We start from the raw sequence: 25,769 nt of genomic DNA, 5'->3' as shown, positions 1-25,769 counted from the left end.
TGTTACTCCGGGCGCATCGCGGCGACCGCCTCCCAGTTGATCTCGATCCCCAACCCTGGCCCAGTGGGAACCGGTACGACACCGTCGCGCATCTGTTCCACTGTTGGGCGCATGTCTGCCAGATCGGACTTGAACCGATTGGCGGTAGCCGCGCATTCCATGGCTCGCGTGTTGGGAGCCGCCGCCGCGAGATGGAGGCTTGCGGCTTCGCAGACGATGCCCGACATGCCGACATGGGGGGCGAACTGAGCCTCGTGGGTGTCCGCAAGCTGCGCGGCCAGCCATGTTTCCGAGATCCCCCCGGCGCGGGCCACGTCCGGTTGCAAAACGGCCAAGGCCCCCGATTGCAACAGTGGCAGGGCTTGCCGCGCGGTGAAGTTGCTTTCTCCGGCCGCAAGCGGCACCGAGAGCTTCTCGGCCAGCAGGCGATAGCCCTGCTCGTCGTCCGGGCGCACGGGTTCCTCGAACCAGGCATAGCCGTTGTCGTGCAATGCATTCCCGACCTCGATCGCTTCGGCTCGGGTGAAATTCCAGTTTGCATCGGCGGTCAGTTCGATCTCGTCACCGGCAGCCTTACGGATGAGGGCGATGCGGCTGGCAGCTTCGCGTGGGGTGCCACCGATCTTGACCTTGATACTGCGAAAGCCCCTTTCCAAAAGGCTCTCCAACCCTGCCAGCGCCTTGGCATCCTCTCCCCAGTGCACGGATGCGCCGTAGACCGGCACATGGGTGCGCCCCTCACCGCCCAGCAGCGTTGAAATGGGCTGCTGGCACTGTTTTCCCAGCAGGTCCCACAGGGCGATATCGACGCCAGAGATCGCCTCGATCAACGCGCCACCCTGCCGGCCGGAAAGCGTTCGGCTCATGTTTCGCCAGTGCCGGCCGATGGGAGAGGCCGGTTGGCCGACGAGAACCGGGCGCAGCAGATCCTCGACGAGCGACGCATATGCGAGCGGCGAAAACCGCGCGAGGCACTCCCCCACGCCGACCGCGCCGCCCTCGGTGCGGATCTCGACCAGAACGATGGAGACCTCTTCATAGACGCCCCATGCCGTGTGTGTCGGCTGCGGCAGCCGCTGCGTCACCGGATGGGCGATTACGTCCGTGATCCGAAAGCCGTTGTCCACCGAGGGGTCAACTGTCTGAGGCATGCCGGTCTCCTGCCAGGTCGGGCCCTACAAGCGGTACGTCAAACATAGTAACTAAGCAACTTATAATTTCAGTTGCTAAGAAAGAGAGCTGAGCGTAGCGTGAGGGGAATCGGAGCGTTCAGATGGCAATACTCGACAAACGAACGAACACGCCCTTCGCGGCGCCCGGGGGGCCGAGGCGGCTCGCCGAAACGGTGGCCGATGCGATCGCCATGGCGTTGCTGGAGGGGCGGATCGCCCCCGGGGACGCCCTGCCGTCGGAGGCTGAGATCAGCGCCGAATTCGGTGTCAGCAAGCCGATCGCCCGGGAGGCTCTGCGCGCGCTGGCTTCTGCAGGGCTGGTGCACACCCAGCACGGGAAACTCTCGCGGGCGAAGCGGCTGAACGGCGGACCCCTCGACCGGGTCTATGGCATGGCGATACGCGCCAATCCCAAACACATGCGCCATGCCAACGAGTTGCGGCTGGTGGTCGAGCCGGGCGTGGCCCGGATCGCAGCGGAACGCCAGGATCCCGAGGGCATGGAGGCGATGCGCGAAGCGCGGAAGGGGATGGAGGCAATGGATGTCGATGCCGATCACTTTCCAGATCTTGACGTCGCCTTTCACCATGCCATCGCTCTCGCCACGGGGAATTTCCTGATCCGGGTGCAAATGGAGGGGCTGGAGTCCATCCAGCGTGCGGTGTCAGAGGTGTTCAGTCACCGCAACACTCGTGGCCCGACCGAATGGGCGGAAACGATCGACCGCCATGTGGCGATTGCAGAGGCTATCGAGGCCGGCGATCCGGATGCCGCGGAAACCGCCATGCGCGACCATTTTGCCGCCGCCGACCTGGCCGCCGTCGAGGTGGAAAAGCTCGTTCAGAAAGGAAATGGCTGGTGACGCCGCAGTCGCATCGGGGACGCCGCGTGTTGGTCACCGCGGGTGATACCGGGATCGGCCGGGCAGTGGCTCTGGCGTTCGCTGGTCAGGGGGCGGACCTCGTGGTGCACCATTTCTCCAATTCCAAGAGTGCAGAAGCAGTAGCGGATGCCGCGCGCGGGCTCGGTGTCGCCGTGTCTGTCCTCGAGGCCGACCTGACACAGCCGGGTGCGGCGGGCTCGCTTGCCCGAGCCGTTCTTTCGGAGGGACCGGTCGACATTGCCGTTATCAACGCCGCCATCGAGCGCAGGTGCGATTGGAACGAACTGTCCGAGGCGTCAATTGCGAACCACGTGGCGGCGAACTTCACGGCAACAATTGCTCTTGCTCAGGCGCTTGTGCCCGGCATGCGCGCAAAGGGATGGGGTCGGATCATCGCAACCGGGAGCATCATGGCCGCCCGGCCACGCGCCGAGACGCTGGCCTATGCCGCGTTGAAGTCGGCACAGCTTACCGCTGTCGCGGCCTTGGCTCGGGAGGTTGGGCGCGACGGGATCACGGTGAACGTGGTTTCGCCCGGCTCCATCGAAACGGATCGCAGCCGTGCGGCGCTGGCGGATCCCGAAGTGCAGAGAACGGTCATTGCAAAGGTTCCGGTGGGGCGGATCGGCACCCCGGAGGATTGTGTGCCGGCCTATCTGATGCTGGCCGCGGAGGAGAGTGGCTACATCACCGGGGTCAATATCCCGGTGGACGGAGGATGGTCTGCCGGGGACGCACTGGCGGCAAACATGTCGCCACGCTGAACCAACCGGTGCGGACGAACCGTGCCGGACAGATGCCGCATTCGCGGTAGGGAAACCGAAGGGAGGAAGACATGAAACTCAAGGCAAGATTGCTCGCGGGGGCGCTGGTGAGCGCGGCCGCACTTGCGGCGCCGGCCACGGCACAGGAACTGCGGTTCACTGTCTGGTCGGGCAACGAAGCCCATCTGAACATGCTGAACGAGATCGCCGACAGCTTCATTGCAAACCACGAGGGTGTCACGGTGCGGTTCGAGACGATCCCGTTCTCGGAATACACGCAGAAGATCACGCTGCAACAGGCTGGTGGCAACGTGCCTGACCTGGGGTGGTTGCTGGAAACCGCAGCACCCAGTTTCGTCAACGCAGGTGTGCTTCTGGACGTCGCCGATGTCCTCAAGTCGACTGACGGATACGACTACGACGACCTTGCAAAGCCGGCGCAGAGCCTGTGGGTCAGGGATGATGCGGTTTATGGTATTCCGTTCTCGACGTCGCCTTTCATGACCTTCTTCAACAAGGACCTGTTCGCAGCTGCGGGCGTCAAGACGCCGGTTGAGCATTTCGAGGCTGGCACCTGGAACTACGAAACCTTCCGCGAGACGGCCAAGGCCACAACATCGGACGCGGCATTCGGTTTTCAGACCAAGGACGGCGCGGGCTTTGATGCCCGGATCATGCAGTTCCTTGAACCGGCGATCTATGCCAATGGCGGCGATGTCTGGGCCGATGGCGAGTGCCTGCTGAACAGCCCAGAGGCCGTCGAGGCGGTCACGACGCTCCATGAAATGATCTTTGTCGACAAATCCATCGTACCGCCGGGCGAGCAGGACGATTTCTTTGCCGGCGGTGCCGCGATGACCAGCAACCAGATCTCGCGCACCTCGAAGCTGAAGGATGCGAGTTTCGAATGGGGGATTGCGCCACTGCCGGCCGCAGCCGACGGATCGCGCGCCGATATCATCGGGCAAGCCGCCATCGTAGCCTTTGCAAACGGCAAGAATACAGAGCTCGCGGCCGAATTCGTGGCCCATATGACCAACACGGAAAACACCGCCAGGATGGCTGAGTTCTTCCCGCCGATCCGCGCGTCGGTCCTGGCGTCTGACAGCTTCACTTCGTCCAACGCCCTGCTCAGCGAGCAGGAAATGGCCTGGGTTGCCGATGCCATTTCCTCGGGGACTGTGCTGGCCTCGCACGAGAAGTTCGCGCAGATCATGGCCGCTGCGAAGCCGCGTTTTGACGGCCTGTGGCGCCCGGACGCCGATGTTGGCGCCGTGCTGAACGCGGTTTGCGACGCCATCAAGCCGCATCTCTGACCCGGCCCTTCGGTTGAGGAAGGCAAAATGGCCAGCGCCATGACAGACCTGTCGACTGTAAACAACGGGAAGGGCCGGATGCTCCGGCTCTCTCTCCGGCGGCGGGAAGCGCTTACGGCGCTTCTCTTCGTCAGCCCGATCACCATCGGGTTCCTCGTCTTCTTCTTCGGACCTTTGATTGCTGTGATCGGCTATTCCATGTTGCAATGGAACCTGCTGACGGGCGAGGCCACCTTTGTCGGCTATGCCAACTATGCCGATGCACTGCGTCACAACCCCGATTTCTGGCGGGTGCTGCGCAACTCGCTTGTCTTTGCGGCGGGCCTCGTGCCGCTGAACATGGGACTCGCGCTCTTGCTTGCGCTGGCCCTGCACCGCCCCTTCAGGGGGGTGGTGTTCTTTCGGGTGATCTTCTTTGCCCCCGTCGTCACCTCTGCCGTGGCCTGGGCCATCGTCTGGAAGTTCCTCTTGCAGGGCGAGGCCGGGGCGTTGAACGAAATGCTGGCTCTTATGGGGATCGACGGGCCGAACTGGCTGCGCGAGCCGAACTGGGCCATGGCGGCTGTCATCGTGACGCGCGTGATCAAGATGGTCGGGTTGAACATGATCCTCTACATCGCCGCGCTGCAATCCATCCCGCGCGACTATGATTCCGCGGCGCGGCTTGAGGGTGCCTCGGGCTGGCAGATCTTTCGCATGATCACATGGCCGCTTCTGGCACCCGCAACACTCATCATCTCCATCGTCACCGTTGTCGGCTCGCTCAAGGTGTTCGACCACATTTACCTGATGACCGAGGGCGGTCCGGAGAACGGCACGCTCGTTCTGGCCTTCTACATTTATCAGCAAGCCTTCGAGTTCTTCGCAATCGGCTATGCCTCCGCTCTGGCGGTGATCATGTTCGTGATCGCAATGGCCCTGACGCTCTTGCAGGTCTACTTCCGTCGGAAGGACAGGGCATGAACCCGACCGAAACCGCCGCCGCGCAAATGGTCCACAAGGGCCCATCGCACAAACGCATCCGCCTGATCACTCGTGTCTGCTGGACAAGCGCGCTGCTGGTGGTGGCGGTGCCCTTCGTCTTTCCGTTCCTGTGGATGGTGTCGTCTTCGCTCAAGAGCGCCGCCGAGATCTTTGGTGCACCCAGCCTGATCCCGGACAGATTCCTCTGGTCAAACTTCGTCGAAGTGTTCAACTACCAACCCTTCGCCCGGCACTATTTCAACTCCATCTACATCTCGCTCTCGGTGACTGGGCTGACCCTGATCATCGCGTCGCTGGCTGGATATGCGCTTGCACGGATGCGTTTTGCCGGGGCCGGGCTGATCATGCTGTTTCTGGTATCCGGACTTATGGTGCCCGAAGAGGTGACCATCATTCCCAACTTCTTCCTCGTGCGCTGGCTCGGCCTGATGGACACACATGCCCCGCTGATCCTGCTGCCGACTTTCGGCTCCCACGGTGTGATGGCCACATTCCTGATGCGGCAGTATTTCGTCGCGCTTCCCAAGGAACTGGAAGAGGCTGGAACGATGGACGGGCTCAGTCGCCTTGGCGTGTGGTGGAAGATTGCCCTGCCGATGTCGCGCCCGGCGCTCGGCGCCGTGGCGATCATCACCTTCCTGTTCTCCTGGAACCTGTTCCTCGAACCACTGGTGTTCCTGTCGAGCCTCGAAAAGTTCACGCTGCCGTTGTCGCTGGCCAACTTCACCGACGCCTACGGGATGCCGCTGTGGCATCTGCAACTGGCAGCCACGACGTTGGCCGTGGTGCCGGTGCTGACCATCTACGTTCTGGCACAACGCCAGATCATCGAAAGCTTCGCCCTGTCGGGAGTGAAAGGATGAGACCAACCATGGACACCCAGCAGGCGACCACTTCGGACCCCAGGCTACCGGCCCTTGAATTCCAGAACGTCGCCAAGAGTTTCGGCGCCGTGAACGTGATCCGCGGCGTGGATCTTCAGGTCCGGGAGGGCGAGTTCGTCGTCTTCGTCGGTCCGTCGGGCTGTGGCAAGTCCACCCTGCTGCGAATGATCTCGGGTCTGGAGGACGTCACGTCGGGCACCGTCTCGATCGGAGAGCGCGTCGTAAACGATGTGCCGCCCGCGCGCCGGGGGGTGGCGATGGTGTTTCAGTCCTACGCGCTTTACCCCCATCTCACCGTAGCCCAGAATATGGGCTTTGGCCTGAAGGTGCGGAAGATGCCGGCGCGCGAAATCGAGAGCCGCGTGGCCGATGCCTCGGCGACCCTGAAACTCGATGCCTTGCTGGACCGTTTCCCGCGTGAATTGTCCGGTGGGCAGAGGCAGCGTGTGGCAATCGGGCGGGCCATCGTCGGAAACCCACGGATTTTCCTCTTCGACGAACCGCTGTCGAATCTGGATGCCGAGTTGCGGGTCCACATGCGGGCCGAGATCGCGCAGTTGCACGAACGGCTTGGCAACACGATGATCTATGTGACCCACGACCAGATCGAGGCAATGACGCTTGCCGACCGGATCGTGGTGTTGCGTGACGGGCAGATCGAACAGGTCGGCAGCCCGCAAGAGCTGTATCTGCGCCCCGACAACCTCTTCGTGGCGCAGTTCATCGGCAGCCCGCGAATGAACGTTTTCGACATCGACAAATTGCCACCCGGGGTTGCGGCGCAACTCGGCGTGCCGGAAGGCGCGGTCAAAGTCGGGATGCGGCCCGAAGACCTTTCGATTGACCCGGGCGGTCGGGGCATGCCCGCGGTTCTGCGCATGAGTGAATACACCGGGGGCAATTCCCTGATCCACCTGGAACTGGACGGCGGTGCGCCCTGCCTGATCGTCCATCACGGCCAAACATCGCCACCGGAGGGAACGGCCGTACATCTGACCCTCGACAAGGGCGCCGTTCACTTCTTCGATGCGAACGACACATCGATCAGAAAAGGATAGGCGCGTGTCCACTCCGCTGCCGAACATCCTGGTGATCATGGCTGACCAGATGAGCGCGCAGGCGAGTTCGCTCTACGGTAACCCGCTGGTGCCGACACCCTCTCTCGAGCGGTTGGCGACCGGAGGTGTGGTCTATGACTGCGCCTATACGCCCTGTCCGCTCTGCGTGCCGGCACGTATCGCCACGTGGACCGCATGCCACCCCTCCCGCACCGGTTGCCAGACCAATCAGGACAGCTTTCCGGAGAATCGTCCGAACCCTTTCTCGCTCTGGCGTGATATGGGCTACCGCACGGCGCTGATCGGAAAGGATCATTGCTTCACCGCGGCACAGAAACAGGCTTTCGACGAAGCGTTCGAGGTTGAGCACTACGGCGTCCCGGAATCGGCAGAGGCATGGCAGCGGGACCCGGATCGGGCACGAGCGGTGCATGCGGCGAATACAATGCGCCGGAACATGCCCGCGACAGACGCACCGTATCCACATGCGACTACGGACCATCCGGAAGAGCACTACGCGACACCGGCGATTGCGGCTTGCACGGCTGAGTTCATCGCCACGTCCGATCGTCCCTTCGCCGCATGGGTGTCCTTTCCCGACCCGCACCCGCCCTTCGAGGTTGCGCGCCGCTGGTTCGATGAAGCGCGGATTGACCTGTCGGACCTTCCCAAGGAACGGCCCGTCGATTGGGGGCAAATGCCCGAGCGATTGCGCATTCTGCACGGAATGCTGGCATGGCCGGCCGACGCGCAGGAAGATCTCGCCATTTGTGTCAGCATTTATTTTGCGATGATCCGTCAGGTCGACCACTATCTCGGCCGAATCCTCGATGCATTGGAGGATACGGGACAGGCCGACAACACGATCGTCGTCTTCTGTGCCGACCATGGTGATTTCGGTGGCAATTTCGGCATGATGAGCAAGGGGGGGGGCTTCCCGGACTGCCTTGCGCGGGTGCCGCTGGTGGTGCGGGCGCCCGGTATCCTGCCGGCTGGAACTCGCGCACAACAGCCAGTGAGTCTTGTCGACATCCTGCCGTTCCTGCTGTCCGCACAAGGCACGGATCCGTCCATTCTGGGTGCGGTCGACGGTCTGGCCGAGGCGCTGATACAACCGTTCCGCACATCTGTCGTGTCGGAATACGGCGCCGGCGGTCCACTCTACAGGTTTGAAGACTACGCAAACGACGGTGCGCCAGCGGGCATCGAGGCGATCAAGAAAACGCTTCTGCGGCGCGAGGCCGAAGGGGAGCGCGCAATGGTTCGTTTCGGCCGTTTCAAGTTCATCGACGACCCAATGGGCGATCTGGACGAGTTGTACGATCTGGAGACAGACCCGGCCGAGACAACCAACCTCGCTGGCAAACCGGAGCATCGCGAGACCCGGGATATTGGCCGAACACATCTCAAGGCGTGGCGTCGACGAAACCGGTAGCGGGGGACGTAGAAAGCACTGGCACTTGGTGTCAGAGATGTCCGATCTGTCGGCCTGCCCATCGGGGATTTTGGTGCTGTTCGCTTTCTTCTGCTCGACTTGAGAAAGGCCGAAAAGGTGAGGATTTGGATCTGCAATGTCGGCGGTGCCAGAAGAACCTGGTGGACTACACAGGACATGCGACCGCATCGAAGCCGCTCCCTGGTCGGTGACTGCCGCTGATTGATCAGGGATCGATGCGGCGATCCCGAAGAGGACCCTCAAATGGATACCAAGGCCGCGAAGCTGACCCTCGGACAAGTGCCCGTAGCGTCCCTAAGATCTCCTGCGCCTTCACGAAACCCAAGGTTTGACGTCCGGTTGTTCCAGAAAATCGATCAAAGGCTTGCGGCCTGCGTCGGACAGGATGCGGAACGGCGCACGGCAGGGGCCGCAATCAACTCCGAGGTGCCTCAGGGACAGTTTTATTCCGGGCATCACACCCACCTCGAACAGACGTTCGACGTAGGTTCGTGAAATCGCCTGAAGGTCCCGTACGCGCTCGATCTGGCCGCCACTCATGGCCTCGTCCATGGCAACATAGAGTTTGCCAAGAACGTTGTACGTGGAGCCGATGCCGCCATTTGCTCCCGCAATCGCGCCTGTCATGTACGTTTCATCCGAGCCGAAGTAGATCACGCTGTCGGGGTGTTTGCTTCGCAGCTGCGACAGGATCATCAGGTTCATACTGGAGAACTTGATTCCGGCGACGCCCGGCAGATCCAGGATAGCCGAAAGCTCGGCCACAGAGGATTCGCGCCCCACACGCCCGGGAATCTCGTAGATAATCAGCGGCAGGCCCGTCGAGGCGGCCAGCGCCTTGTAGTAGTGGAAAATCTCGTCCGGCGTGAACCGGTAGGAATGCGGTGGCAGGGCTGACAGCGCGTCATATCCCAGCTTTTCGGCGTTGCGGGCGAGGCGGATCGAATCCCGCAGCGAGGGCTGTCCGACATGGGCGATCAGCTTGGTCTCGTGGCCGTTGGTGGCATCTTTCACCACGGCTTGCTGCTCGAACAGCTCGTCGGTGCTCATCAGGCCGGACTCGCCTGTGCTTCCGCCGACATAGAGACCCTTCAGGCCCTGACGCAGAACATGGTCGACGATGTTTCTTTGGCGCTTCTCGTCCAGATCCTCGTTGTCCGCGAATCCGGAGAGGAGCGCTGCGTACATTCCGGCGAGTGCATTAGTCATCTGATTTTCCTTCGGAACTTTCGAAGCCCGGGCAAGACGACCTGCCAACAGGACTCAACAATCTGGCGTATCTGGTAAATCAAAAAATCGAAGTGGTAAAGTATTGTTTGACAATAAGGACGGTTTGGCTTTACCAAAAATCAACATCAACGACTTGGAGGGGTCCGGTGATTCTCAGCTCGACAGACAAGGATGCCACCAGGACCAAAGGCGCTGCCGTTGAGATCGCGGCGGCACTGGAGCGGCGGATCAACTCCGGCGAACTTCCGGCTGGCGACCCCCTGCCAACGGAACGAGCGTTGTGTGAAGAGTTCGCCACCTCTCGGCCAACAGTGCGCGAAGCCCTGCTGCTGATGCAGGGCCGTGGCTATGTGAAGCTTGAGACCGGCCGCCGACCACGGGCTGCGCAGCCGACCCTGGACGGCATCCTCTCATCGGCTGCCAGCCACATCTCCAGCCTTCTGGGGGATGCCGAGAGCGGGGCACATCTCGAACAATTGCGCCAGTTTATCGAGGCCGCTGCTGCGCGGATCGCGGCCGCAAATGCCACGTCGATCCAGCTTCACAAGATCAAGTCGGCCTTGGAGCAGAACGAGGCCGATATCGACACCGACCGCTTCCCGGCAAGCGACATTGCATTTCATCGTGCGATCGTTGCCGTTGTCGGCAATCCGATCATCCTGAAATTGCACGACATGTTCGTGAGCAACATGCTCGCCAACAGACCGAGAAGGCCTTCGCTGAATGTGTCCGATCGGATTTCCTATGACGAGCATGTCGCGATTTACGATGCCATTGTCGCGGGCGACCCGATGAAGGCGGCGGAACTGACCGATCAGCACCTGATGCGATCGTACAGATCCAGGCTGGCAGGTGCCGGCAGGGAGTAGCTGAAGGACACCGGCGCAGGCCGGCCTTGTTCTTCGATTGCGGGAAACAACACTTCAGTGAGGAGAGAGAAATGTTGAAACAGATACTGGGGACAGTCGTAGCAAGCGTGATGCTGACGGCCGCCGCGCAGGCAGAAACCGTCCTGACATTCGGGACGCAGGAAAACGAAGCATCCCCGATGTACCAGGGCATGTTGGCCATGGACGAAGCGCTGCAGGAGATCTCCGGCGGCGAGATGTCCCTGAAGATGTTCCCGTCCTCGACCCTTGGCGATTTCAAGGCGATGGTTGCGCAAGCTCAGGCCGGTGAACTCGACCTCGTGATGACCGGCTATCCGGACATGAGCTACATCATTCCGGAGCTGAAGCTGATCGGTGCCCCCTACGTGGTCTCCGACTTCGACCACCTGAAAGAGCTGATTGCAGGCGAGTTCGGCCAGAAGATGGACGCTGCCTTCCAGGAGCAGGGCGTCAAGGTTCTTGATGTCTGGTACCTCGGCACACGCCACACCACGGCCAACAGGCCGATCAATTCCCTTGAGGACTTGAAAGGCCTGCGCATGCGCACGCCCAACGTGCCGTTCCTGATCGCCTATGCTGAGAATACCGGTGCGTCGCCCGCGCCCGTGGCATTTGCCGAGGTCTACCTTGCGCTGCAAACCAATCAGGTCGATGCACAGGAAAACCCGCTGCCGACCATCGAGGCGATGAAGTTCTACGAGGTTCAGGACCACATCGCGCTGACCGGCCACTTCGTTGCCTCGTCGGCCATTCAGGTCGGCACGCAGACTTGGGACAAGCTGTCGGATCAGGAAAAGGCCTGGCTGCAGGAAGCCATCATGAAGGGCGGCGAAGTCGCCAACAAGATCGTGATGGACAAGGAAGAGAGCCTGATCGCTGATTTCGAGGCCAAGGGCCTGACCATCACGCGCCCGGATACCGGTCCGTTCCGCGATGCGATGCAGCCCTACTACGATGAGCTTGAGGGCGAATTCGGCGAGGGCAGCATCTCTGCCCTGTTCAAGAAATAAAGCACGGGGCGGCGCGCCGTTTCATGGCGCGCCGTCTTCAACCCAAGGCAGGACCGGAGCAGGTAGATGTCGGGAAATGGCAGGTACAGCATAGAGGGATACGCCGCGACGGTGTTGTTTCTCGGGCTGATTTTCGTGGTTCTGTTGCAGGTCTTCGGCCGCTCGGGACTGTTCGCTGCGCCGGTCTGGACCGAGGAACTGGCGCGCTGGATCTGGGTCTGGATGGCGTTCATTGCCACGGGGGAAGCGGAGCGCCGGAATGTTCAGCTTCGCATGGGGATCCTGGCCGAATTGCTTCTTGGCCGGATGCGCTTCGTTCTCTTCACCGCCATCGACATCATCTACCTTGCGGTCACCTGCCACCTGTTCTGGATCGGCTACAAGACCGTCCTGCGCACATGGAGCAACGAATCCGTGACGCTGCCTTTCTCGGATGCCGTGCTCTACGCGTCCTATCCGATTGCCGCGGTCTTCATCATCTGGCGTGTCGCCAGCCGCATCCGCTGGCAATTGATCCATCGCCGTCCCTTTGCTTTTGACCCGGAGGGCACCAAATGACCCTGATCGTCGTCTGTGCCGTCTGGCTGTTCATGGTCTTCGGTGGCGTGCCGATCGGCATCGCCATGATCCTCGTATCGGTCGGGTATTTCTATCACACCGGAATGGGTATGTCGTTCGCCGTGCAGCGCATGGTGGACGGGCTCAACTCCTTTCCGATGCTCGCGGTGCCGCTGTTCCTGCTGGCCGCCGCAATCCTAAACTCCGCAGGCATTACCAACCACTTGTTCGGCTTTGCACGCGCGCTGGTCGGGCGCTTCACAGGGGGGCTGGGCCATGTGAACGTTCTCGCGTCCCTGTTCTTTTCTGGCATGTCTGGCTCGGCGGTCGCCGATGCCGGGGGGCTGGGCAAGATGGAAATCAAGGCGATGCGCGACGCAGGCTATGATGACGCGTTCTCCGGCTCTGTCACGGCCGCGTCCTCGATGATCGGTCCGCTGGTGCCGCCCTCGATCACCATGGTTCTCTATGGCGTGATCTCCAACACCTCGATCGGCAAGCTCTTTCTCGGCGGGGTCGTGCCCGGGTTCCTCTGCGCCGGCGCGTTGATGGCAATGGTCTACGTGCTCGCCAAGAGGCGAAACTACCCGAAGGACCCGGTCCACAGCGCGGGCGAGGTCTGGCGGCTGTTCCTGAAGTCCTTCCCCGCACTGCTGACCCCGATGGTCATTGTCGGCGGCATCTTCAGCGGCTTGTTCTCGCCCACCGAGGCCGCGGCCGTGACCGTGCTCTACGCCATCATCATCGACCTTGTGTTCTATCGTGAGCTGACGCTGCGCCGTTTCTTCGACGCGATCTATGAAACCGCCGTGACCTCGGCCACCATCGGCACGATTATCGCCGGCGTCTCCGTGCTCGGTTTCGTGCTGGCCCGCGAGCAGGCCCCCCAACAGATCGCAAGCTTCTTTCTCGACTTTGTCGACAGCCCGCTGTCCTTCCTGATCGCAATCAACCTGATGATCTTCGTGCTGGGTGCCTTTATCGAATCTTTGGCGATCCTGCTGATCGTGGTGCCGATCCTAATCCCGCTGGCGCTCGGTTTCGGGATTGATCCTGTGCATTTCGGGATCATCGTCGTGCTGAACCTGATGATCTCCACGCTGACGCCGCCCATGGGGATGGCCCTGTTCGTCGTCGCCCAGGTTGGCGAGATCGAGTACCACAAGCTCGCCAAGGCAATTCTTCCGTGGTTGATCCCGCCGCTCATCGTTCTGGTGCTGGTCTGCGCCTTCCCGATCCTGGCGACAGGCCTGCCCAGCTTAATGCAATGACCATGCAGACACTCTCACACCTGAAAGGCGGGTTCGTTGCATCCTGCCAACCCGTAACCGGCGGTCCCATGGACCATACGGATATCATCGTCGCGATGGCGCAGGCCGCCGTGAACGGAGGTGCCAGCGGTCTGCGCATCGAGGGGGCAGAAAACGTCCGGGCGGTGCGCGCCGCGGTCGATGTGCCAATCATCGGCATCGTCAAGCGGGACCTGCCGGATACGCCCGTGCGGATCACGCCCTACCTGTCGGATGCGATTGCGTTGGTCGACTCGGGGGCGGACATCGTCGCTTATGATGGAACCTCGCGGCCGATGCCGGATGCTCGGCAGAATATCGTGCGCGAAGTCACGGACGCCGGACGGATTGCGATGGCTGATTGCTCGACAGTCGCGGACGCAAAGGCTGCGATTGCCAATGGCGCAGGGATCATTGGCACCACTCTGTCGGGCTACACGGCCGATACCGACACAGGTTCGGAGGCGCCCGATCTCGCCCTCGTGCAGGTATTCTCCGGTCTCGGCGCGTTCGTCATGGCCGAGGGGCGCTATAATTCTCCGGATCTTGCCCGGAAGGCTATCGAGGCAGGGGCAGACTGCGTGACTGTCGGCAGTGCGATCACGCGTGTCGAGCATATTGCGGGTTGGTTCAGCGCGGCTGTGCGAGACGGCTTCCGGCGATGACGGTTCTTTCACGGAGCGCGCTGTCTGGCGTGGCGCTGGATCTGGGCGGCACCAAACTTGCCGCGGCGCGGATTGAACGCGGCGACATCGTTGCTCGCGCACAGGTGCCGACGCGCGGCGCCGCGTCGACGGCCGATCAGGTTGCGGACATGCAGGATCTCGCCCGAAACGTTGGACTGGAAACGTCTGATCCTATCGCGATGGCCGTCGCCGGGCGGGTGGATGCCGGTGGCATCTGGCGGGCGGTCAACAGCGAGACCCTGAGCAACCTTTCGGACGTGAACCTGCGCACACTCGGTTCGGATGTATTCGACCGGCAGGTTTCAGTGATCAACGACGCGCAGGCGGCCGCCCTTGCAGAGTACCATTTCGGGGCCGGGCAAGGCAGCGACGCAATGGCCTATGTGACGGTTTCAACTGGAGTTGGCGGTGGCTTCGTGATCGGTGGAATGCCGCTCCGCTCCGCGAACGGGCTGTCGGGGCATATCGGATTTTCGACATCGCGGCTCGCGTCGCAACGATGTGGGTGCGGGCGCCTGGGGACGGTCGAGAGCATCGCCGCCGGTCGCGCCATCTCGGCAGAGGCCAACCGGCGCGGGCATCGGGTGAAGGACGCTCGGGAGGTGTTCGAGCACTGGCGCGCAGGTGCCGACTGGGCCGCGGATATCATCAACACCTCGGCCGCCGCGGTGGCTGAGATGTGCGCCAACCTAACCGCAACTCTAGGTATCGATCGCGTTGTCCTGGGCGGGGGGATTGGCCTGGCGGAGGGGTACGCGCAGAGAGTCTCGCACTATCTGGGCACCGAGCCGTCCCTGTTCCGGCCATACGTCGTTCCTGCCCGGCTCGGCGCGGACGGCGTGCTGCTCGGGGCGCTCGCAGCAATGGATTGGAGCACCGAAACCAGATGAAAGTCCTGATACACAATTCTGCAGAACTGGCCCAACAGGCTGTGGCCGACATCCTGTCGAACCGGATCGCCGCAAGTCCGGCGTCTGTCTTGGGGCTGGCGACCGGTGGAACGATGGAAGCGGTTTATGACCGGCTGATCCTTGCATTGTCGGAAAGCGGCGTCCCGGTGGAAGAGGTCAAGACGTTCAACCTTGATGAGTACTGGGGGTTGGCACCAGATCACCCGGCGACCTATCGGAGTTACATGAACAGCCGGCTGTTCGGTCGCGCAGGATTCCCTGTTGGCCGGACGTTTCTTCCAGCGTCTGATGCGGCCGATCCCGTCGCGGAATCCGCAGCCTACGAGGCGAAGATCCGCGACGCGGGCGGCATTGATCTCCAGCTTCTCGGCATCGGACAGAACGGGCATATCGGTTTCAACGAGCCCACATCGAGCCTGGCCTCGCGGACGCGGTTGAAGACCCTGACGGAAAGCACGCGGATGGCCAACCAGCAATACTTCGACGGGCAGGAGGCCACCCCGAAATACGCCATCACCATGGGTATCGGAACCATTCTCGACGCGCGGGATTGCCTCCTTCTGGCGACCGGCAGCAACAAGGCAGACGCGGTGCGGAAAATGATCGAGGGGCCGCTTGGTGCGCATTGCCCCGCCTCGGCCTTGCAACTGCATCCCAAGGCAACGGTGGTTCTCGATGCCGCCGCGGCCACTGATCTGACGCTCCGCGAGTATTATCAATACGTCCACCCGGATGGAATCGACGTGCAGCCGTCCCATGGCTGACCAGCGATCCTTCCACCTGTTTGCTCGAACCCTCTACGACGGTGAGGCTGAGGTGCCGGCCAAGGATGTGCTGATCCGTATCGCGGCCGGCAGGATCGAGAGCCTCAGCCCGGTCCGGGGCGGCTTCAGACTGCCGTCGGAGTGCATCGAAGCGGAAATCGTCACGCCGGGGTTTATCGACCTGCAGATCAATGGCGCCAATGACATCCAGTTCAACTTCGAGCCGAATGTCGCCGGCCTGAGAGCGATCGCCGCAGGCGCGCGCGCCGGCGGAACCGCGTATCTTCTTCCCACCTTCACGACTGCGCCCGGACGAGACTACCAACGTGCAGTCGACGCTGTGCGCGAGGCAATTGCCGAAGGCGTACCGGGCATTCTGGGTGTTCATCTCGAAGGCCCGTTCTTTTCGCTGCAACGCCCGGGGATCCACCCCACAGAGCATATCCGTGCATTGGACCAGGAAGATGTCGCCTACCTTTGCCAGGCGGCAGCGGATCTGCCGATCCTGCTGACGCTGGCGCCCGAATGCCAGCATCGACCTCACCTCCGTCAATTGTCTGCGGCCGGTGTCGTTCTTTTTGCCGGGCACAGCGCGGCGAGTGCCGAACAGATGGCGGACGCGCGCGCCGATGGCGTGGTTGGTGTAACCCATCTGTTCAACGCAATGTCCCAGACGGTTGGGCGCAATCCGGGTATCGTGGGCGAGGTTCTGGGCACACAACACGGTTTCGCCGGGATCATCGCCGATGGTATTCACGTCCATCCCCTGAACCTTGCACTGGCTGCGCGTTCCCTGCCGGATGGACTCTGCCTTGTGACCGACGCGATGCAAACCCTCGCCGGCGGGAAAACCGAGTTCGACCTTTATGGCAAATCTATTCATCTATTGGACGGAAAGCTGACCGGACCGGACGGTACCCTTGCTGGTGCCCATCTGGCGATGAACGAGGCGGTCCGGAACCTGCACCGATTTGCCCAGACACCATTGGGCCGCTGTGTTCGAATGGCTACGGCCAATCCGGCACGTTGCCTGAACCTTCATAGGAAACTTGGACGCGTTGCGCCCGGGTTCCGGGCATCATTTTCGCTGCTGAACTCGGGTTGGAACGCAGAGGGAGTCGTGGTCGACGGGGCACTGTTCCGCAAGGAGAAATGCGTCAGTCCCTTCGCCGATTAGGAACCGCGACGGTAGCTAACGATCCTGACGTTCGCATGGGGAGTGCGGGCAAAAGCGAGGATCGGGAGCAATGATTGCCATGAGTCGGTGTGGCTCAAAGCCCCCAAGAAGAGCGGAGCGGTGACAGGAGACACTCTTTCTGGCTGGCCGACGCGCAGGCAGCCAAGGTTGCCCCTTTCTCCCAAGGTAGCACCGTAAGCAGTGCGTGGATGGCAAACGAGATTCGAGTGGAATACTGTCAATCAATCGCAATGGGTTGCGCTGGTGGAGCGCTCTGGGCTCCTGCGGGACGCAGTGTTAAAGGCGAACTTGGTCTCGGTGGGTCCGCGACGGCCCCATGGTTGCAAACTGCGTCAGGTTGTTCGGCGCCTCCATTCGATCGCAGAATGCCGCCTGGTTGTGTAGGACCGATCGGATCAACTCATTCTTTCTCTCAACAAGCTGTCGCAGATGTTCCTCATGCAGGTCGAGGCGCACTCGTAGGTGACACCGACATCTGCGCGGCACGGCGAAGGCTCGCATGACGCAGATAGGACAACAGCAGCCACTTGCGCGAGTTCGGCAAATCCTGTGCCGCTTCCGGTATCCACACCATTTCTTCTGCGCAACTTCCTGCCAGCCAATTGCCCGTCCGACACGGTGAGGCGGATCCTTGCGTTCCATTTCGTCCGATCGGAGAAGGTTTCACATTCTCGGGTTGCCGCCGACAGCTTCGGTGGAAATTAATAACGCCCGGGGCCGACAAATGAGTTGCTGACGATTGAGATCCTGAAAGCAGGGTTGAGTAGAGGCGATCGCAAAGGACACACTTGGCCACTGTGGTGCCGCTCCAAAATCGCTCGATACCGACGATTGGCTGGGGAAGGGAAGCTCGTCTAGCAACAGAGTTTTTTAGTTCGCACTTTCCACTCCGAGAACGGGAGCGAGCTATGATCCAGTTCCTGAGCGTGCGAAGGCTGCAGAAATCCGCCGCCGCCCACGCCACAGTCGCAAATACACCTCAACTAGGAACGCAGCCTCTTCGGCAGAAACCTCTTCATGGCCAACCCCGCGGCGGCTCTTGCTGAACGGCGTGGCACCTGCCCGGTACAATGGACAGCGCCACTTTCCGAACTCAGTCCAGTTCTGATTGCGTGGGCTGTACCTGTCTGACTGGTCCACGATGCACGCCGTGTCTGCCTGTTATGACACTTTTGCTTGCCGGAACCTGGGGCCGGTCAGGATCCGGCCCCAGATCATTCATCTGCAGACGCCCCGGTCAGCACACCTCTACCATCTGATGCGCACGGATGAACGGTACGCGGAAGCGAAGACGATCCCCGGTCGCGTCGAACTCTAGAGCCGTTCCCTCCGGGACAAGGCGTACGGACGTGACGTTTCGGGCTTCCAGATCGACGGAGATGTCTTTCAACGGAACGATGTCCTGAATCGGTTGCACGTTGTCCTCTCGCAGCACGCCGCGCAGGACCGGCGTTGCATATACTAGGTGAAGAACGTCTCCCTTTCCATCTGGCAGTGCCCGCAATGTGGCTCGGGCACCAGTGGGCAGATCGCTACGGATCATCCGCTCTCGGCCAAGGGCGGATTCAATGGCCCGGGTCGCGATCTCAAGCATCGCAACCGCGCCTGCGTGGTAGTAGGCGGAGAAAACGGGGAAGGCCAGGCGTGTGACGGCCCCGTCTCTGGCTCCGAAGACATAGGCGCTCGGGTCGGGCTGACAGGGCGTGTTCAGGTGACCGCTGAAGTTCTCGCCGCGATCGAAATACGGCTCATAGACGTCGCCGAGGCTTTTGCCGGACGTGAGGGTCAACCGCTCGGCGGGTGCATAGTAGAACAGCGGTTCGTCGACAAAGCTGGAGCGCAGATCCTGCACCGGAAGGCCAAAATCTCCACCCTTGTTTGGGGATGTCCCGTGCCACTCGGTCCCGGCTGGATAGAGCATTGTGTCGCCGTCGATTCCGCTGGCACCCGTCAGAAGCAGACGTCCGCCTTGTGCCAGATAGGCGTCCAGCTTGTCCTTGAGCGCTGCATCGATGCGAACCCGGTCGGGCAATACCAGAAGCCGGTACGGGGCGTAGTCGCTGTCCTCATCAAGCAAATCGAAGGTGAACTTCGACTCCAGCAGAATTCGCACGACCCCGTCATCCGCAGCGTTGTGGTGCTCCGGGCGATCGCCGTAGGCCGGTTTGTCGATGGATTCTGTACTGATGACTCCGATCTCTGCCCGGTTCGCTGTGCCCTCACACCAGGGTTCACGATCTTCGACCCATTTGTAGGCTTCGCCAATTGCCTTGTAGGTCGACGGGTCGATCCGGCCGGATGGGTGCAGATGGTCGCCGATACAGATCCGCGCGCCTTGCGCCAGCATTGCCCCGCACTCGTAGACCAGGGCCTCGGGTTTCTTGTAGCCGCCCATCTCGCCCCACATGTGGTGGAACTTACCGGTCATGCCGAGGTACTCCATTCCGAGCGGTTCCATGTATCGGGCACTGACGGGGAAATGCTCGTACCCCCAGTTTCCTGTCGGAAGGGACTCGATCTCCAGGTGGGAGAAATAGCGGCGCAAGACGTCGGTCCTGCCCCGCCGCAGGTGACCAAGATTGAAGAACACTGGGACGCCGGCCTTGTCCGCGATGGCACGAACCCGACCGTAGAAAGCAAGGGCAGTTTGCTCGGCGAAGAGGATCCGATCCGCTTCACTCTGGAAGTCGAGCCCGGTGGAAGCCATCCCGGCAAGCGCCGAGGGGCTGATAGATTGCAACTGGAAGCAAATGTCTATCCACAGCCCGTCCAGGTTCGGGAACAGGTGGACCACCTCCTCGATCTGCGAAATCAGGTAGTCCACATAAGGTGAACTGAGATCGAGGAATTTCCAGCCGCCACCGGCCTCTTCGCCATAGAACATCGGTTGCTCCCCATCCGGGCTGACGATGCGCCATTCCGGGTGCTTTGCGGCGGCCAGTTCGTCCCACACTGCCGAGACATAGATCGGCGTCTTTATCCCTTCGGCCTGCAGCGCGTCGACCTGGGCCCGCAGGAGGTCAAACTCCAGATGGGGGTGCATTTCGCCGATCTCGGTCGGGTGGTAGGAGTACCCGTGGTGACACTTGGAGAAGAGGTTCACCGCATTGACGTGAGCGTTCTTGTAGGTCTGCGCGAAGTCCTTGGGATCGAACCGACTGCCAATGCCGGGGATCTTTCCAGAGGTGTGGAAGTCGAGGTGGATTTGGCGGTAGCGCATGGGAAACGTCCTTGATGTGCGTTTAGTGGGCGGCGGCGAAGCTGCGGGTCCGTCCATCGGAGTCGAAGATGTAGAAGGCATCGAGGGGCATTCCGACAGTGAGTGTCTGCCCTGCTGCGGCATCGTATTGGCGCGGATACTGGACGACGATATCGCCGTCTTCCGCATCGCCGTCGCAAGAGCGGAAATTCTCGGGCGTCCCGTAGATGAGAGTCTCCCGACCAAGGTTCTCGACAACCCGTGCCTTGAGATTGAAACTGATGTCACCTTCACCGAGCGCCTCGGGCCGTATGCCCAGCAAAACCTTGTCACCGACGGCCAGTTCACGGCCCTCGGTCACGTCCAGCGGGCGCGTGATATCGGGCAACCCGGCAACTGAAGCGGTCAGTTCGCCGTCTGTAGCGGACACCAGGGTTGCTTGCAGAACGTTCATCTTCGGTGAGCCGAGAAAGCCCGCCACGAAAAGGTTGCCCGGCCGGTTGTAAAGGTCTCGCGGGCTTCCGACCTGCTCGATGGCGCCGCTGCTCAGAACCACGATGCGATCGGCCATCGTCATCGCTTCGGTCTGATCGTGCGTGACATAGATCATCGTGGCATTCAGTTCGTTGTGCAGCCGGCCCAGTTCCACACGCATCCGCGTGCGCAACGCGGCATCGAGGTTTGAGAGCGGCTCGTCGAACAGGAACACCTTCGGCTGCCGGGTAATTGCGCGGCCGATGGCGACGCGTTGTTTCTGCCCTCCAGACAGCGCCTTGGGCTGCTTGTGGAGGTGATCCCCGATGCTCAGGATGTCGGAGGCCCGTTGTACGGCGTCCGCAATGGCGTCCTTCGCGATCCCGGCCATTTTCAGCCCGAACCCCATGTTCCCTGCCACGGTCATATGCGGGTAGAGCGCGTAGTTCTGGAAGACCATCGCTACGCCACGGTCGGCCGGCTCTTCGAAGGTCACGTCGCGGTCGCCAACCATGATCATGCCGTCATCGGGCATTTCCAGTCCGGCAATCGCGCGTAGCAATGTGGACTTGCCACAGCCAGATGGCCCCACCATGACCACGAACTCTCCGTCTCCGATAGAAAGATCGATGGACTTGAGTGCCTGGAACGCGCCGAAGTTCTTTACGAGGCCCGATATCTCAACGGTGCTCATGAGGGTGTGTCCTTTGTCATTTGCCCAGGCCCGCGAGGCTGCGGACAAAGTATTTCTGTGCCAGAACGAAGATCAGCAGCAGCGGCAGGGTGGCGAGTGTGAGCCCGGCCATCACCGCCGGCCAATCGGACGTAAATTCGCCCTGAAGTTCGAGGATCCCGACCGGCAAAGTCTTGAATGCCGGCTTGGTGAGGATCAGCAGTGCCAGGATGAACTCGTTCCAGATGAAGACGGATTGGAAGATCGCGGCGCTGGCGATGGCAGGGCCGGACAGCGGCAGGATCACCCGCAGGAAAGTCTGGAACCGGGTACATCCATCAAGACGCGCGGCCTCTTCCAGTTCGCGAGGGAAGTCCAGGAAGAAAGCGTAAAACAGGATCACTGTGAACGGGATGCCGTAGGCGGCGTAGGGAAGGACCAGCGCCAGCCGTGAGTTCAGGAACCCGGCTCCGGACATGATCTGGAACACTGGAACCAACACGGCCTGTACCGGTATCGCGAACCCGGCGACGATCAGCAGATAAATGATCTGCCCGCTTCGCCCGGGCATTCGTGTCAATGCATAGGCTGCCATGCCTGAGAAGATGACAATCACCACGACTGACAGGAATGTCACGAGGACCGAGTTGATCATGAACCCGCCAACACCGACGCCCCAGGCACGCTCGAAGCTTTCCCAGTTGAGGGCGTCAGGCCATCCGATCGGGTCTATGAACATGGAACGCTTGGTCTTGAACGCGGCCATGATCATGTAGGCGATGGGTATCAGGACCATCAGGCTCCACAGTCCGGTGAAACCGTACAGGACGAGGGACGTTGCCTTGAATCTACGCTGTTCCACCGGTCACGCCTTCCGAGATGTCTTGAGTTGCAGCCAGCCCAACCCGACCGCGATCAGCAGCAGGACCACGGAGATCGCGTTGGCAAAGCCCATTTCACCGATGTTGAACGCTTGCAGGTAGATGTAGGTACCGAGCACTTGCGTGGAGTTTGCTGGCCCGCCGCCGGTCGTCACGAAGATCAGGTCGAACACCTTGAAGCCACCAACCGTCGTGATGAGGATCGCCACGATCAGGATGTTCCGGATGGAGGGCAGGGTGATGTACCAGAAGGCCCGAAGCCCGGTGGCGCCGTCGAGTGCGGCTGCCTGGTAGATGTCTTTCGGTACTGCCTGTAGTCCGGCAAGGATCAGGACCATCATGAAGCCGGTGTATTGCCAGGCGGCGATACCGAGAACGACCCAGATCGAGATCGAGGGATCGCCGAGCCAGCCGAGTTTTGGCGGGGTCAGGCCAACGCCCTTCACCACGGCATTCAGTGGGCCGACATTCGGGTCGAGGATGATGAGCCAGATGAGGCCGACGGCAACGCTGGAAATAACCATCGGTGCAAAGATAATGGTCCGCATCAACGTTCGACCGAGCCGGACACCGCGGTCAAGAACCGCCGCCAGAAGCGTACCGAAGCCGACCTGGAGGACGATGGAACCGATAACGATGATGAGGTTGTTGCGCAGCGCGATCCAGAAAACGTCGTCGCCAAAGGCCTCGACGTAGTTCCCGAGGCCGACGAACGTCCAGTCGCGGGAGGTCAGGCCGAAGTCGAACAGCGATCCGTAGATCACGAGCGCGACCGGGATGAAGACGAAGACCGCGAGAAGCAGCAGAGCTGGTGTGAGCATGGCTGCGTAGGTCAGTTTTTCGGCGGCCAGGTTGCCGCTCCGACTGCGGGGCCGGGATGTCTGTGACATGACGGAGCCTTCTCCGGGAAAATGCGTCCGCCCATAGATGGTTGGGCGGACGCGGGGTCAGGTGATGGGGTTACTTGTCAAGTTTGGCCTTGGCCTTGAGCGCGGTTTCCCGCACCTTTTCCATCACCTGCTCGGGAGTAAGGGTTCCGTTGAGCAGTTCGACGCCGCCGTCGAGGTAGGCTTCGGAAACCGTGTTCTCCAGTTTCACGTCAAGCACGTTGATCGGAACGGTGATCTCCGAGACGTCCTTGGCGATCCACTTGAACGATTCCGTCAGCTGATCGGAGCTGTCGAGGCTCGCCGGGTTGGACGGAACACGGCCCATCGTCTCGGCATAGCGAACGGCCATTTCCGGAGAAACCAGGTGGCTCAGCCAGGCAACGGTCTCTTCGGGGTACTTGCTCTTGGCCGAGATCTGGTAGCCTTGGACAATCAGGAAGTTGGTGCCATCGGCGCCGTCACCACCTTTGACTTCCGGCATGCGGAACATCTTGAAGTCCTCGAAACCTTCGCCGTTGAAAATGCCGGCACACCAAGACCCGCAATAGATCATCGGGGAGGCCTCGGTGGCGAACATCGTGCGCGTCAACTCGGGCGACGTGGCGTTCGGCGCATCCTGGAAACAGCCAGCTTCCTGCAGGTCGAGAACCTTTTGAAGAGCCTCAACATACCGCGGATTGGTGAAGAGCGTGGCGTCGTCGGCCTCCAGCGCATAGTCCGGGTTCGCCGCCTCATGCCCAACGACGCGTTCGTTCAGCATGGTGATGAAGTGGTTGAGCTTCCAGCGTTCCGAGTTGCCCAGCGGCATCGGCACGATGTCTTCGTCGATCGCACGGATATCGCGGCAGCTCTGTAGCAGGCCATCGAAGGAATCCGGCACTTTCAGCTCATGCTCGGCGAAGAAGTTCGTGTTGTAGTAGAAGAACTTGGACACGGCCTCCAGCGGAACACCGTATTGCTTGCCGTCATATTGCAGTGTCGAGAGCCAGCCGTCGCTCAGAATTGACTGGAACCCGTCCGGCTCTGTGCCGTATTCGGACACGTCCATGACCAGGCCTTCCCGCACTAGGCGGGCAGAGTCCTCGCCGACCCAGTTGTAGAACGCGTCGGGCGGCTCGGAGCCATTCAAGGCAACCTGAATCGCGGTTTTGTACGCTTCGTTCGGAAAGTCCTCGTAGACAACCTCGATGTCGGGGCGCTTCTCCTTGAAGGCCTCTATGGCTTCTGCGGCGAATTCTGCCATGCCAGGGTTCTTGAGGGTCCAGAACTTGACCGTCGCCTTGTCGGCCGCGACGGCCGGCATTCCAATGGCCAGTGCTGCCAGAGACACAACGCAGGCGGTGCCCAGTACTTTCATTGCTTCCTCCCAGAATCGGACCGGTCGACCTTCTTGCGGGCATCGCGTCGAATCAATCGAACCGGTTCGATATTTACTATGGTCAAATCGAGATGAGTTGGCTACAATTTTTTCAGAAGCCTACTCTCAGGGCGGTAAGGTGAACCGGCTTTCTTCGAACCGGTTCGTAACTACGAGGTGCCGAGTTTGACGCGACGAACCGGAAAACATGCAACAATCTCCGATGTCGCGCAGCGGGCCGGGGTGGCAAAGTCCACGGCATCGCTGTCGTTCAGTGCGCCTGAGCGGGTCTCGGCTGACACGCTTGAGCGCGTGCTGAGCGCCGCGCGAGCGATCGGCTATGCGCCAAATGCGATGGCCCAAAGCCTCAAGTCCGGCAGAAACAAGCTGATCGGGTTCATGGTCAGTGACATGCGCAACCCCCACAACGGGTCGATCTTGCGGGCGGTGCAGGAAAATGCTGCGCAACAGGGTTTTCTGGTCATTACGGCGACCAGCGATGACAGCCCGGACCGGGAGCGCGAGATTCTGCGGCGTTTCCAGTCCATGCGGATTCGCGGGGCAATCCTCACCGCGTCCGGCAATGATGCGCAGTACGTGGAGGAGCTTACCTCGCTACCGATGACGTTCGTGACCTTCGACCAGCATCTGGATGGATTGGCCTGTGACCACGTCGGCCTGGACAATCGGCTCGCCGTTCGAATGCTCACCCGGCATCTGCTGGACCTTGGTCATCGCCGGATTGCTCATATCGCGGGAACACCGGGGCTCTGGACCGCCCGTGAACGGCTGGAAGGTATCAGGGAGACGATGTCGGAAGCGGGTTTGCCCTTGCCTGATGACCTCGTGGTGAATGGTCAGTTCCGGTCAGAGCCGTCTTATGCGCAGGCGCTCCATCTGCTGAACCGACCGGAGCCGCCCACCGCTATCATCACGGCGAACAACACCTCCGCGCACGGCGCCCTGAAGGCGGTCCGGGCGCTTGGGCTGCGTTGCCCGGAGGACGTTTCGCTGGCCAGTGTCGACAACCTTCCCTGGAGCGATCTGATCGAACCGAGAGTAACATGCACGGCTCAACCGGTTTCAAAAATGGCGGCCAAGGCAACCGGGTGGCTGCTGGAGCGGCTGGCCCTTCCGGGCGCGGATACGGGCCAACCGCCGCGCGAGGCCTTCATGGTTCCGGAGCTCGAGCTTGGTGGCTCAACCGCGCCACCCCGCGCTCGCTAGCCCAAGGGTGGCCG

The 25,769-nt window shown here is 61.3% G+C and carries 23 protein-coding genes; 16 read left to right on the top strand and 7 right to left on the bottom strand.

Annotated elements, in window-relative coordinates; genetic code table 11:
- Window positions 1-2 precede the first annotated feature (2 nt).
- The gene (locus CLV78_RS16365; protein ID WP_106205982.1) at window positions 3-1,151 is read right to left on the bottom strand and encodes a mandelate racemase/muconate lactonizing enzyme family protein; all 1,149 of its coding nucleotides are present in this window, start codon (window positions 1,149-1,151) and stop codon (window positions 3-5) included.
- A gap of 122 nt (window positions 1,152-1,273) precedes the next feature.
- Here CLV78_RS16365 and CLV78_RS16360 point away from each other — a divergent pair, with 122 nt between their 5' ends.
- The 7 genes from CLV78_RS16360 (at window position 1,274) to CLV78_RS16330 (ending at window position 8,497) form a co-directional block, all read left to right on the top strand.
- Window positions 1,274-2,035 carry a FadR/GntR family transcriptional regulator gene (locus CLV78_RS16360; protein WP_106205980.1) on the top strand — a complete coding sequence of 254 codons (762 nt, stop codon included), beginning with the start codon at window positions 1,274-1,276 and terminating at the stop codon, window positions 2,033-2,035.
- Window positions 2,032-2,820 (top strand): SDR family NAD(P)-dependent oxidoreductase, encoded by a 789-nt coding sequence (locus tag CLV78_RS16355; protein WP_211301016.1) that lies wholly within the window; start codon window positions 2,032-2,034, stop codon window positions 2,818-2,820. The genes CLV78_RS16360 and CLV78_RS16355 overlap by 4 nt, the downstream gene beginning before the upstream one ends.
- A gap of 71 nt (window positions 2,821-2,891) precedes the next feature.
- Window positions 2,892-4,136 carry an ABC transporter substrate-binding protein gene (locus tag CLV78_RS16350; RefSeq protein WP_106205978.1) on the top strand — a complete coding sequence of 415 codons (1,245 nt, stop codon included), beginning with the start codon at window positions 2,892-2,894 and terminating at the stop codon, window positions 4,134-4,136.
- A 27-nt stretch (window positions 4,137-4,163) separates the two neighbouring features.
- Entirely contained in the window at window positions 4,164-5,099 is a 936-nt protein-coding gene (locus CLV78_RS16345) for a carbohydrate ABC transporter permease (protein WP_211301015.1), read from the top strand.
- Window positions 5,096-5,983: a carbohydrate ABC transporter permease gene (locus CLV78_RS16340; RefSeq protein WP_211301014.1), complete on the top strand. Its 888-nt coding sequence runs from the start codon at window positions 5,096-5,098 to the stop codon at window positions 5,981-5,983. The genes CLV78_RS16345 and CLV78_RS16340 overlap by 4 nt, the downstream gene beginning before the upstream one ends.
- A complete protein-coding gene (locus CLV78_RS16335) occupies window positions 5,980-7,062 on the top strand; it encodes an ABC transporter ATP-binding protein (protein ID WP_245925123.1) in 1,083 nt (360 codons plus the stop codon). The genes CLV78_RS16340 and CLV78_RS16335 overlap by 4 nt, the downstream gene beginning before the upstream one ends.
- Window positions 7,063-7,066: 4 nt before the next feature.
- On the top strand, window positions 7,067-8,497 hold the full coding sequence (locus CLV78_RS16330; protein ID WP_158263568.1) for a sulfatase family protein: 1,431 nt from the start codon (window positions 7,067-7,069) through the stop codon (window positions 8,495-8,497).
- A 333-nt stretch (window positions 8,498-8,830) separates the two neighbouring features.
- Here the strand turns inward: CLV78_RS16330 and CLV78_RS16325 are convergent, their stop codons facing one another.
- The gene (locus CLV78_RS16325) at window positions 8,831-9,727 is read right to left on the bottom strand and encodes a dihydrodipicolinate synthase family protein (RefSeq protein WP_211301013.1); all 897 of its coding nucleotides are present in this window, start codon (window positions 9,725-9,727) and stop codon (window positions 8,831-8,833) included.
- 167 nt (window positions 9,728-9,894) lie between these two features.
- On the opposite strand from CLV78_RS16325, the gene CLV78_RS16320 reads away from it, so the two are divergent.
- From CLV78_RS16320 to nagA, 8 genes are all read left to right on the top strand, one after another.
- Complete coding sequence (locus tag CLV78_RS16320) at window positions 9,895-10,617, top strand: FCD domain-containing protein (protein ID WP_211301012.1); 723 nt, start codon at window positions 9,895-9,897, stop codon at window positions 10,615-10,617.
- 71 nt (window positions 10,618-10,688) lie between these two features.
- Window positions 10,689-11,648, top strand: a complete 960-nt coding sequence (locus CLV78_RS16315; protein WP_106205970.1) for a sialic acid TRAP transporter substrate-binding protein SiaP — start codon at window positions 10,689-10,691, stop codon at window positions 11,646-11,648.
- A 66-nt stretch (window positions 11,649-11,714) separates the two neighbouring features.
- Window positions 11,715-12,206 carry a TRAP transporter small permease gene (locus CLV78_RS16310; protein ID WP_106205968.1) on the top strand — a complete coding sequence of 164 codons (492 nt, stop codon included), beginning with the start codon at window positions 11,715-11,717 and terminating at the stop codon, window positions 12,204-12,206.
- The gene (locus CLV78_RS16305) at window positions 12,203-13,477 is read left to right on the top strand and encodes a TRAP transporter large permease (RefSeq protein ID WP_106205966.1); all 1,275 of its coding nucleotides are present in this window, start codon (window positions 12,203-12,205) and stop codon (window positions 13,475-13,477) included. Before CLV78_RS16310 ends, CLV78_RS16305 begins: the two co-directional genes overlap by 4 nt.
- Window positions 13,474-14,160, top strand: coding sequence for an N-acetylmannosamine-6-phosphate 2-epimerase (locus CLV78_RS16300; RefSeq protein WP_158263567.1), 687 nt, complete (start codon window positions 13,474-13,476; stop codon window positions 14,158-14,160). Before CLV78_RS16305 ends, CLV78_RS16300 begins: the two co-directional genes overlap by 4 nt.
- A complete protein-coding gene (locus CLV78_RS16295; protein ID WP_106205962.1) occupies window positions 14,157-15,071 on the top strand; it encodes an ROK family protein in 915 nt (304 codons plus the stop codon). The genes CLV78_RS16300 and CLV78_RS16295 overlap by 4 nt, the downstream gene beginning before the upstream one ends.
- Window positions 15,068-15,856, top strand: coding sequence for a glucosamine-6-phosphate deaminase (nagB, locus tag CLV78_RS16290; RefSeq protein WP_106205960.1), 789 nt, complete (start codon window positions 15,068-15,070; stop codon window positions 15,854-15,856). The genes CLV78_RS16295 and nagB overlap by 4 nt, the downstream gene beginning before the upstream one ends.
- Window positions 15,849-17,033, top strand: a complete 1,185-nt coding sequence (nagA, locus tag CLV78_RS16285) for an N-acetylglucosamine-6-phosphate deacetylase (protein WP_158263566.1) — start codon at window positions 15,849-15,851, stop codon at window positions 17,031-17,033. The genes nagB and nagA overlap by 8 nt, the downstream gene beginning before the upstream one ends.
- Window positions 17,034-18,291: 1,258 nt before the next feature.
- On the opposite strand, the gene CLV78_RS16280 is transcribed toward nagA, so the two are convergent.
- The 5 genes from CLV78_RS16280 to CLV78_RS16260 form a co-directional block, all read right to left on the bottom strand.
- A complete protein-coding gene (locus CLV78_RS16280) occupies window positions 18,292-20,274 on the bottom strand; it encodes an alpha-amylase family protein (protein ID WP_106205956.1) in 1,983 nt (660 codons plus the stop codon).
- A gap of 22 nt (window positions 20,275-20,296) precedes the next feature.
- Window positions 20,297-21,421, bottom strand: coding sequence for an ABC transporter ATP-binding protein (locus tag CLV78_RS16275; RefSeq protein WP_106205954.1), 1,125 nt, complete (start codon window positions 21,419-21,421; stop codon window positions 20,297-20,299).
- Window positions 21,422-21,437: 16 nt separating this feature from the next.
- The gene (locus CLV78_RS16270; RefSeq protein WP_245925121.1) at window positions 21,438-22,262 is read right to left on the bottom strand and encodes a carbohydrate ABC transporter permease; all 825 of its coding nucleotides are present in this window, start codon (window positions 22,260-22,262) and stop codon (window positions 21,438-21,440) included.
- A 3-nt stretch (window positions 22,263-22,265) separates the two neighbouring features.
- Complete coding sequence (locus CLV78_RS16265; RefSeq protein ID WP_106205952.1) at window positions 22,266-23,171, bottom strand: carbohydrate ABC transporter permease; 906 nt, start codon at window positions 23,169-23,171, stop codon at window positions 22,266-22,268.
- A gap of 70 nt (window positions 23,172-23,241) precedes the next feature.
- The gene (locus CLV78_RS16260; RefSeq protein WP_106205950.1) at window positions 23,242-24,528 is read right to left on the bottom strand and encodes an ABC transporter substrate-binding protein; all 1,287 of its coding nucleotides are present in this window, start codon (window positions 24,526-24,528) and stop codon (window positions 23,242-23,244) included.
- Between the two features lie 186 nt (window positions 24,529-24,714).
- On the opposite strand from CLV78_RS16260, the gene CLV78_RS16255 reads away from it, so the two are divergent.
- Window positions 24,715-25,755: a LacI family DNA-binding transcriptional regulator gene (locus tag CLV78_RS16255; protein ID WP_211301011.1), complete on the top strand. Its 1,041-nt coding sequence runs from the start codon at window positions 24,715-24,717 to the stop codon at window positions 25,753-25,755.
- Window positions 25,756-25,769: the final 14 nt, after the last annotated feature.

The sequence above is a fragment of the Aliiruegeria haliotis genome (assembly GCF_003003255.1).
In the GTDB taxonomy this organism is placed as follows: Bacteria; Pseudomonadota; Alphaproteobacteria; order Rhodobacterales; family Rhodobacteraceae; genus Tropicimonas; species Tropicimonas haliotis.
This window is presented reverse-complemented; position numbering and strand designations above follow the sequence as displayed.

Coding starts and splice junctions, on each gene's coding strand:
- nagA (WP_158263566.1), top strand. CDS start 15,849: ATGGCTGACCAGCGATCCTTCCACCTGTTTGCTCGAACCCTCTACGAC.
- CLV78_RS16310 (WP_106205968.1), top strand. CDS start 11,715: ATGTCGGGAAATGGCAGGTACAGCATAGAGGGATACGCCGCGACGGTG.
- nagB (WP_106205960.1), top strand. CDS start 15,068: ATGAAAGTCCTGATACACAATTCTGCAGAACTGGCCCAACAGGCTGTG.
- CLV78_RS16300 (WP_158263567.1), top strand. CDS start 13,474: ATGACCATGCAGACACTCTCACACCTGAAAGGCGGGTTCGTTGCATCC.
- CLV78_RS16335 (WP_245925123.1), top strand. CDS start 5,980: ATGAGACCAACCATGGACACCCAGCAGGCGACCACTTCGGACCCCAGG.
- CLV78_RS16275 (WP_106205954.1), bottom strand. CDS start 21,421: ATGAGCACCGTTGAGATATCGGGCCTCGTAAAGAACTTCGGCGCGTTC.
- CLV78_RS16345 (WP_211301015.1), top strand. CDS start 4,164: ATGGCCAGCGCCATGACAGACCTGTCGACTGTAAACAACGGGAAGGGC.
- CLV78_RS16280 (WP_106205956.1), bottom strand. CDS start 20,274: ATGCGCTACCGCCAAATCCACCTCGACTTCCACACCTCTGGAAAGATC.
- CLV78_RS16265 (WP_106205952.1), bottom strand. CDS start 23,171: ATGTCACAGACATCCCGGCCCCGCAGTCGGAGCGGCAACCTGGCCGCC.
- CLV78_RS16340 (WP_211301014.1), top strand. CDS start 5,096: ATGAACCCGACCGAAACCGCCGCCGCGCAAATGGTCCACAAGGGCCCA.
- CLV78_RS16315 (WP_106205970.1), top strand. CDS start 10,689: ATGTTGAAACAGATACTGGGGACAGTCGTAGCAAGCGTGATGCTGACG.
- CLV78_RS16295 (WP_106205962.1), top strand. CDS start 14,157: ATGACGGTTCTTTCACGGAGCGCGCTGTCTGGCGTGGCGCTGGATCTG.
- CLV78_RS16350 (WP_106205978.1), top strand. CDS start 2,892: ATGAAACTCAAGGCAAGATTGCTCGCGGGGGCGCTGGTGAGCGCGGCC.
- CLV78_RS16260 (WP_106205950.1), bottom strand. CDS start 24,528: ATGAAAGTACTGGGCACCGCCTGCGTTGTGTCTCTGGCAGCACTGGCC.
- CLV78_RS16305 (WP_106205966.1), top strand. CDS start 12,203: ATGACCCTGATCGTCGTCTGTGCCGTCTGGCTGTTCATGGTCTTCGGT.
- CLV78_RS16360 (WP_106205980.1), top strand. CDS start 1,274: ATGGCAATACTCGACAAACGAACGAACACGCCCTTCGCGGCGCCCGGG.
- CLV78_RS16365 (WP_106205982.1), bottom strand. CDS start 1,151: ATGCCTCAGACAGTTGACCCCTCGGTGGACAACGGCTTTCGGATCACG.
- CLV78_RS16325 (WP_211301013.1), bottom strand. CDS start 9,727: ATGACTAATGCACTCGCCGGAATGTACGCAGCGCTCCTCTCCGGATTC.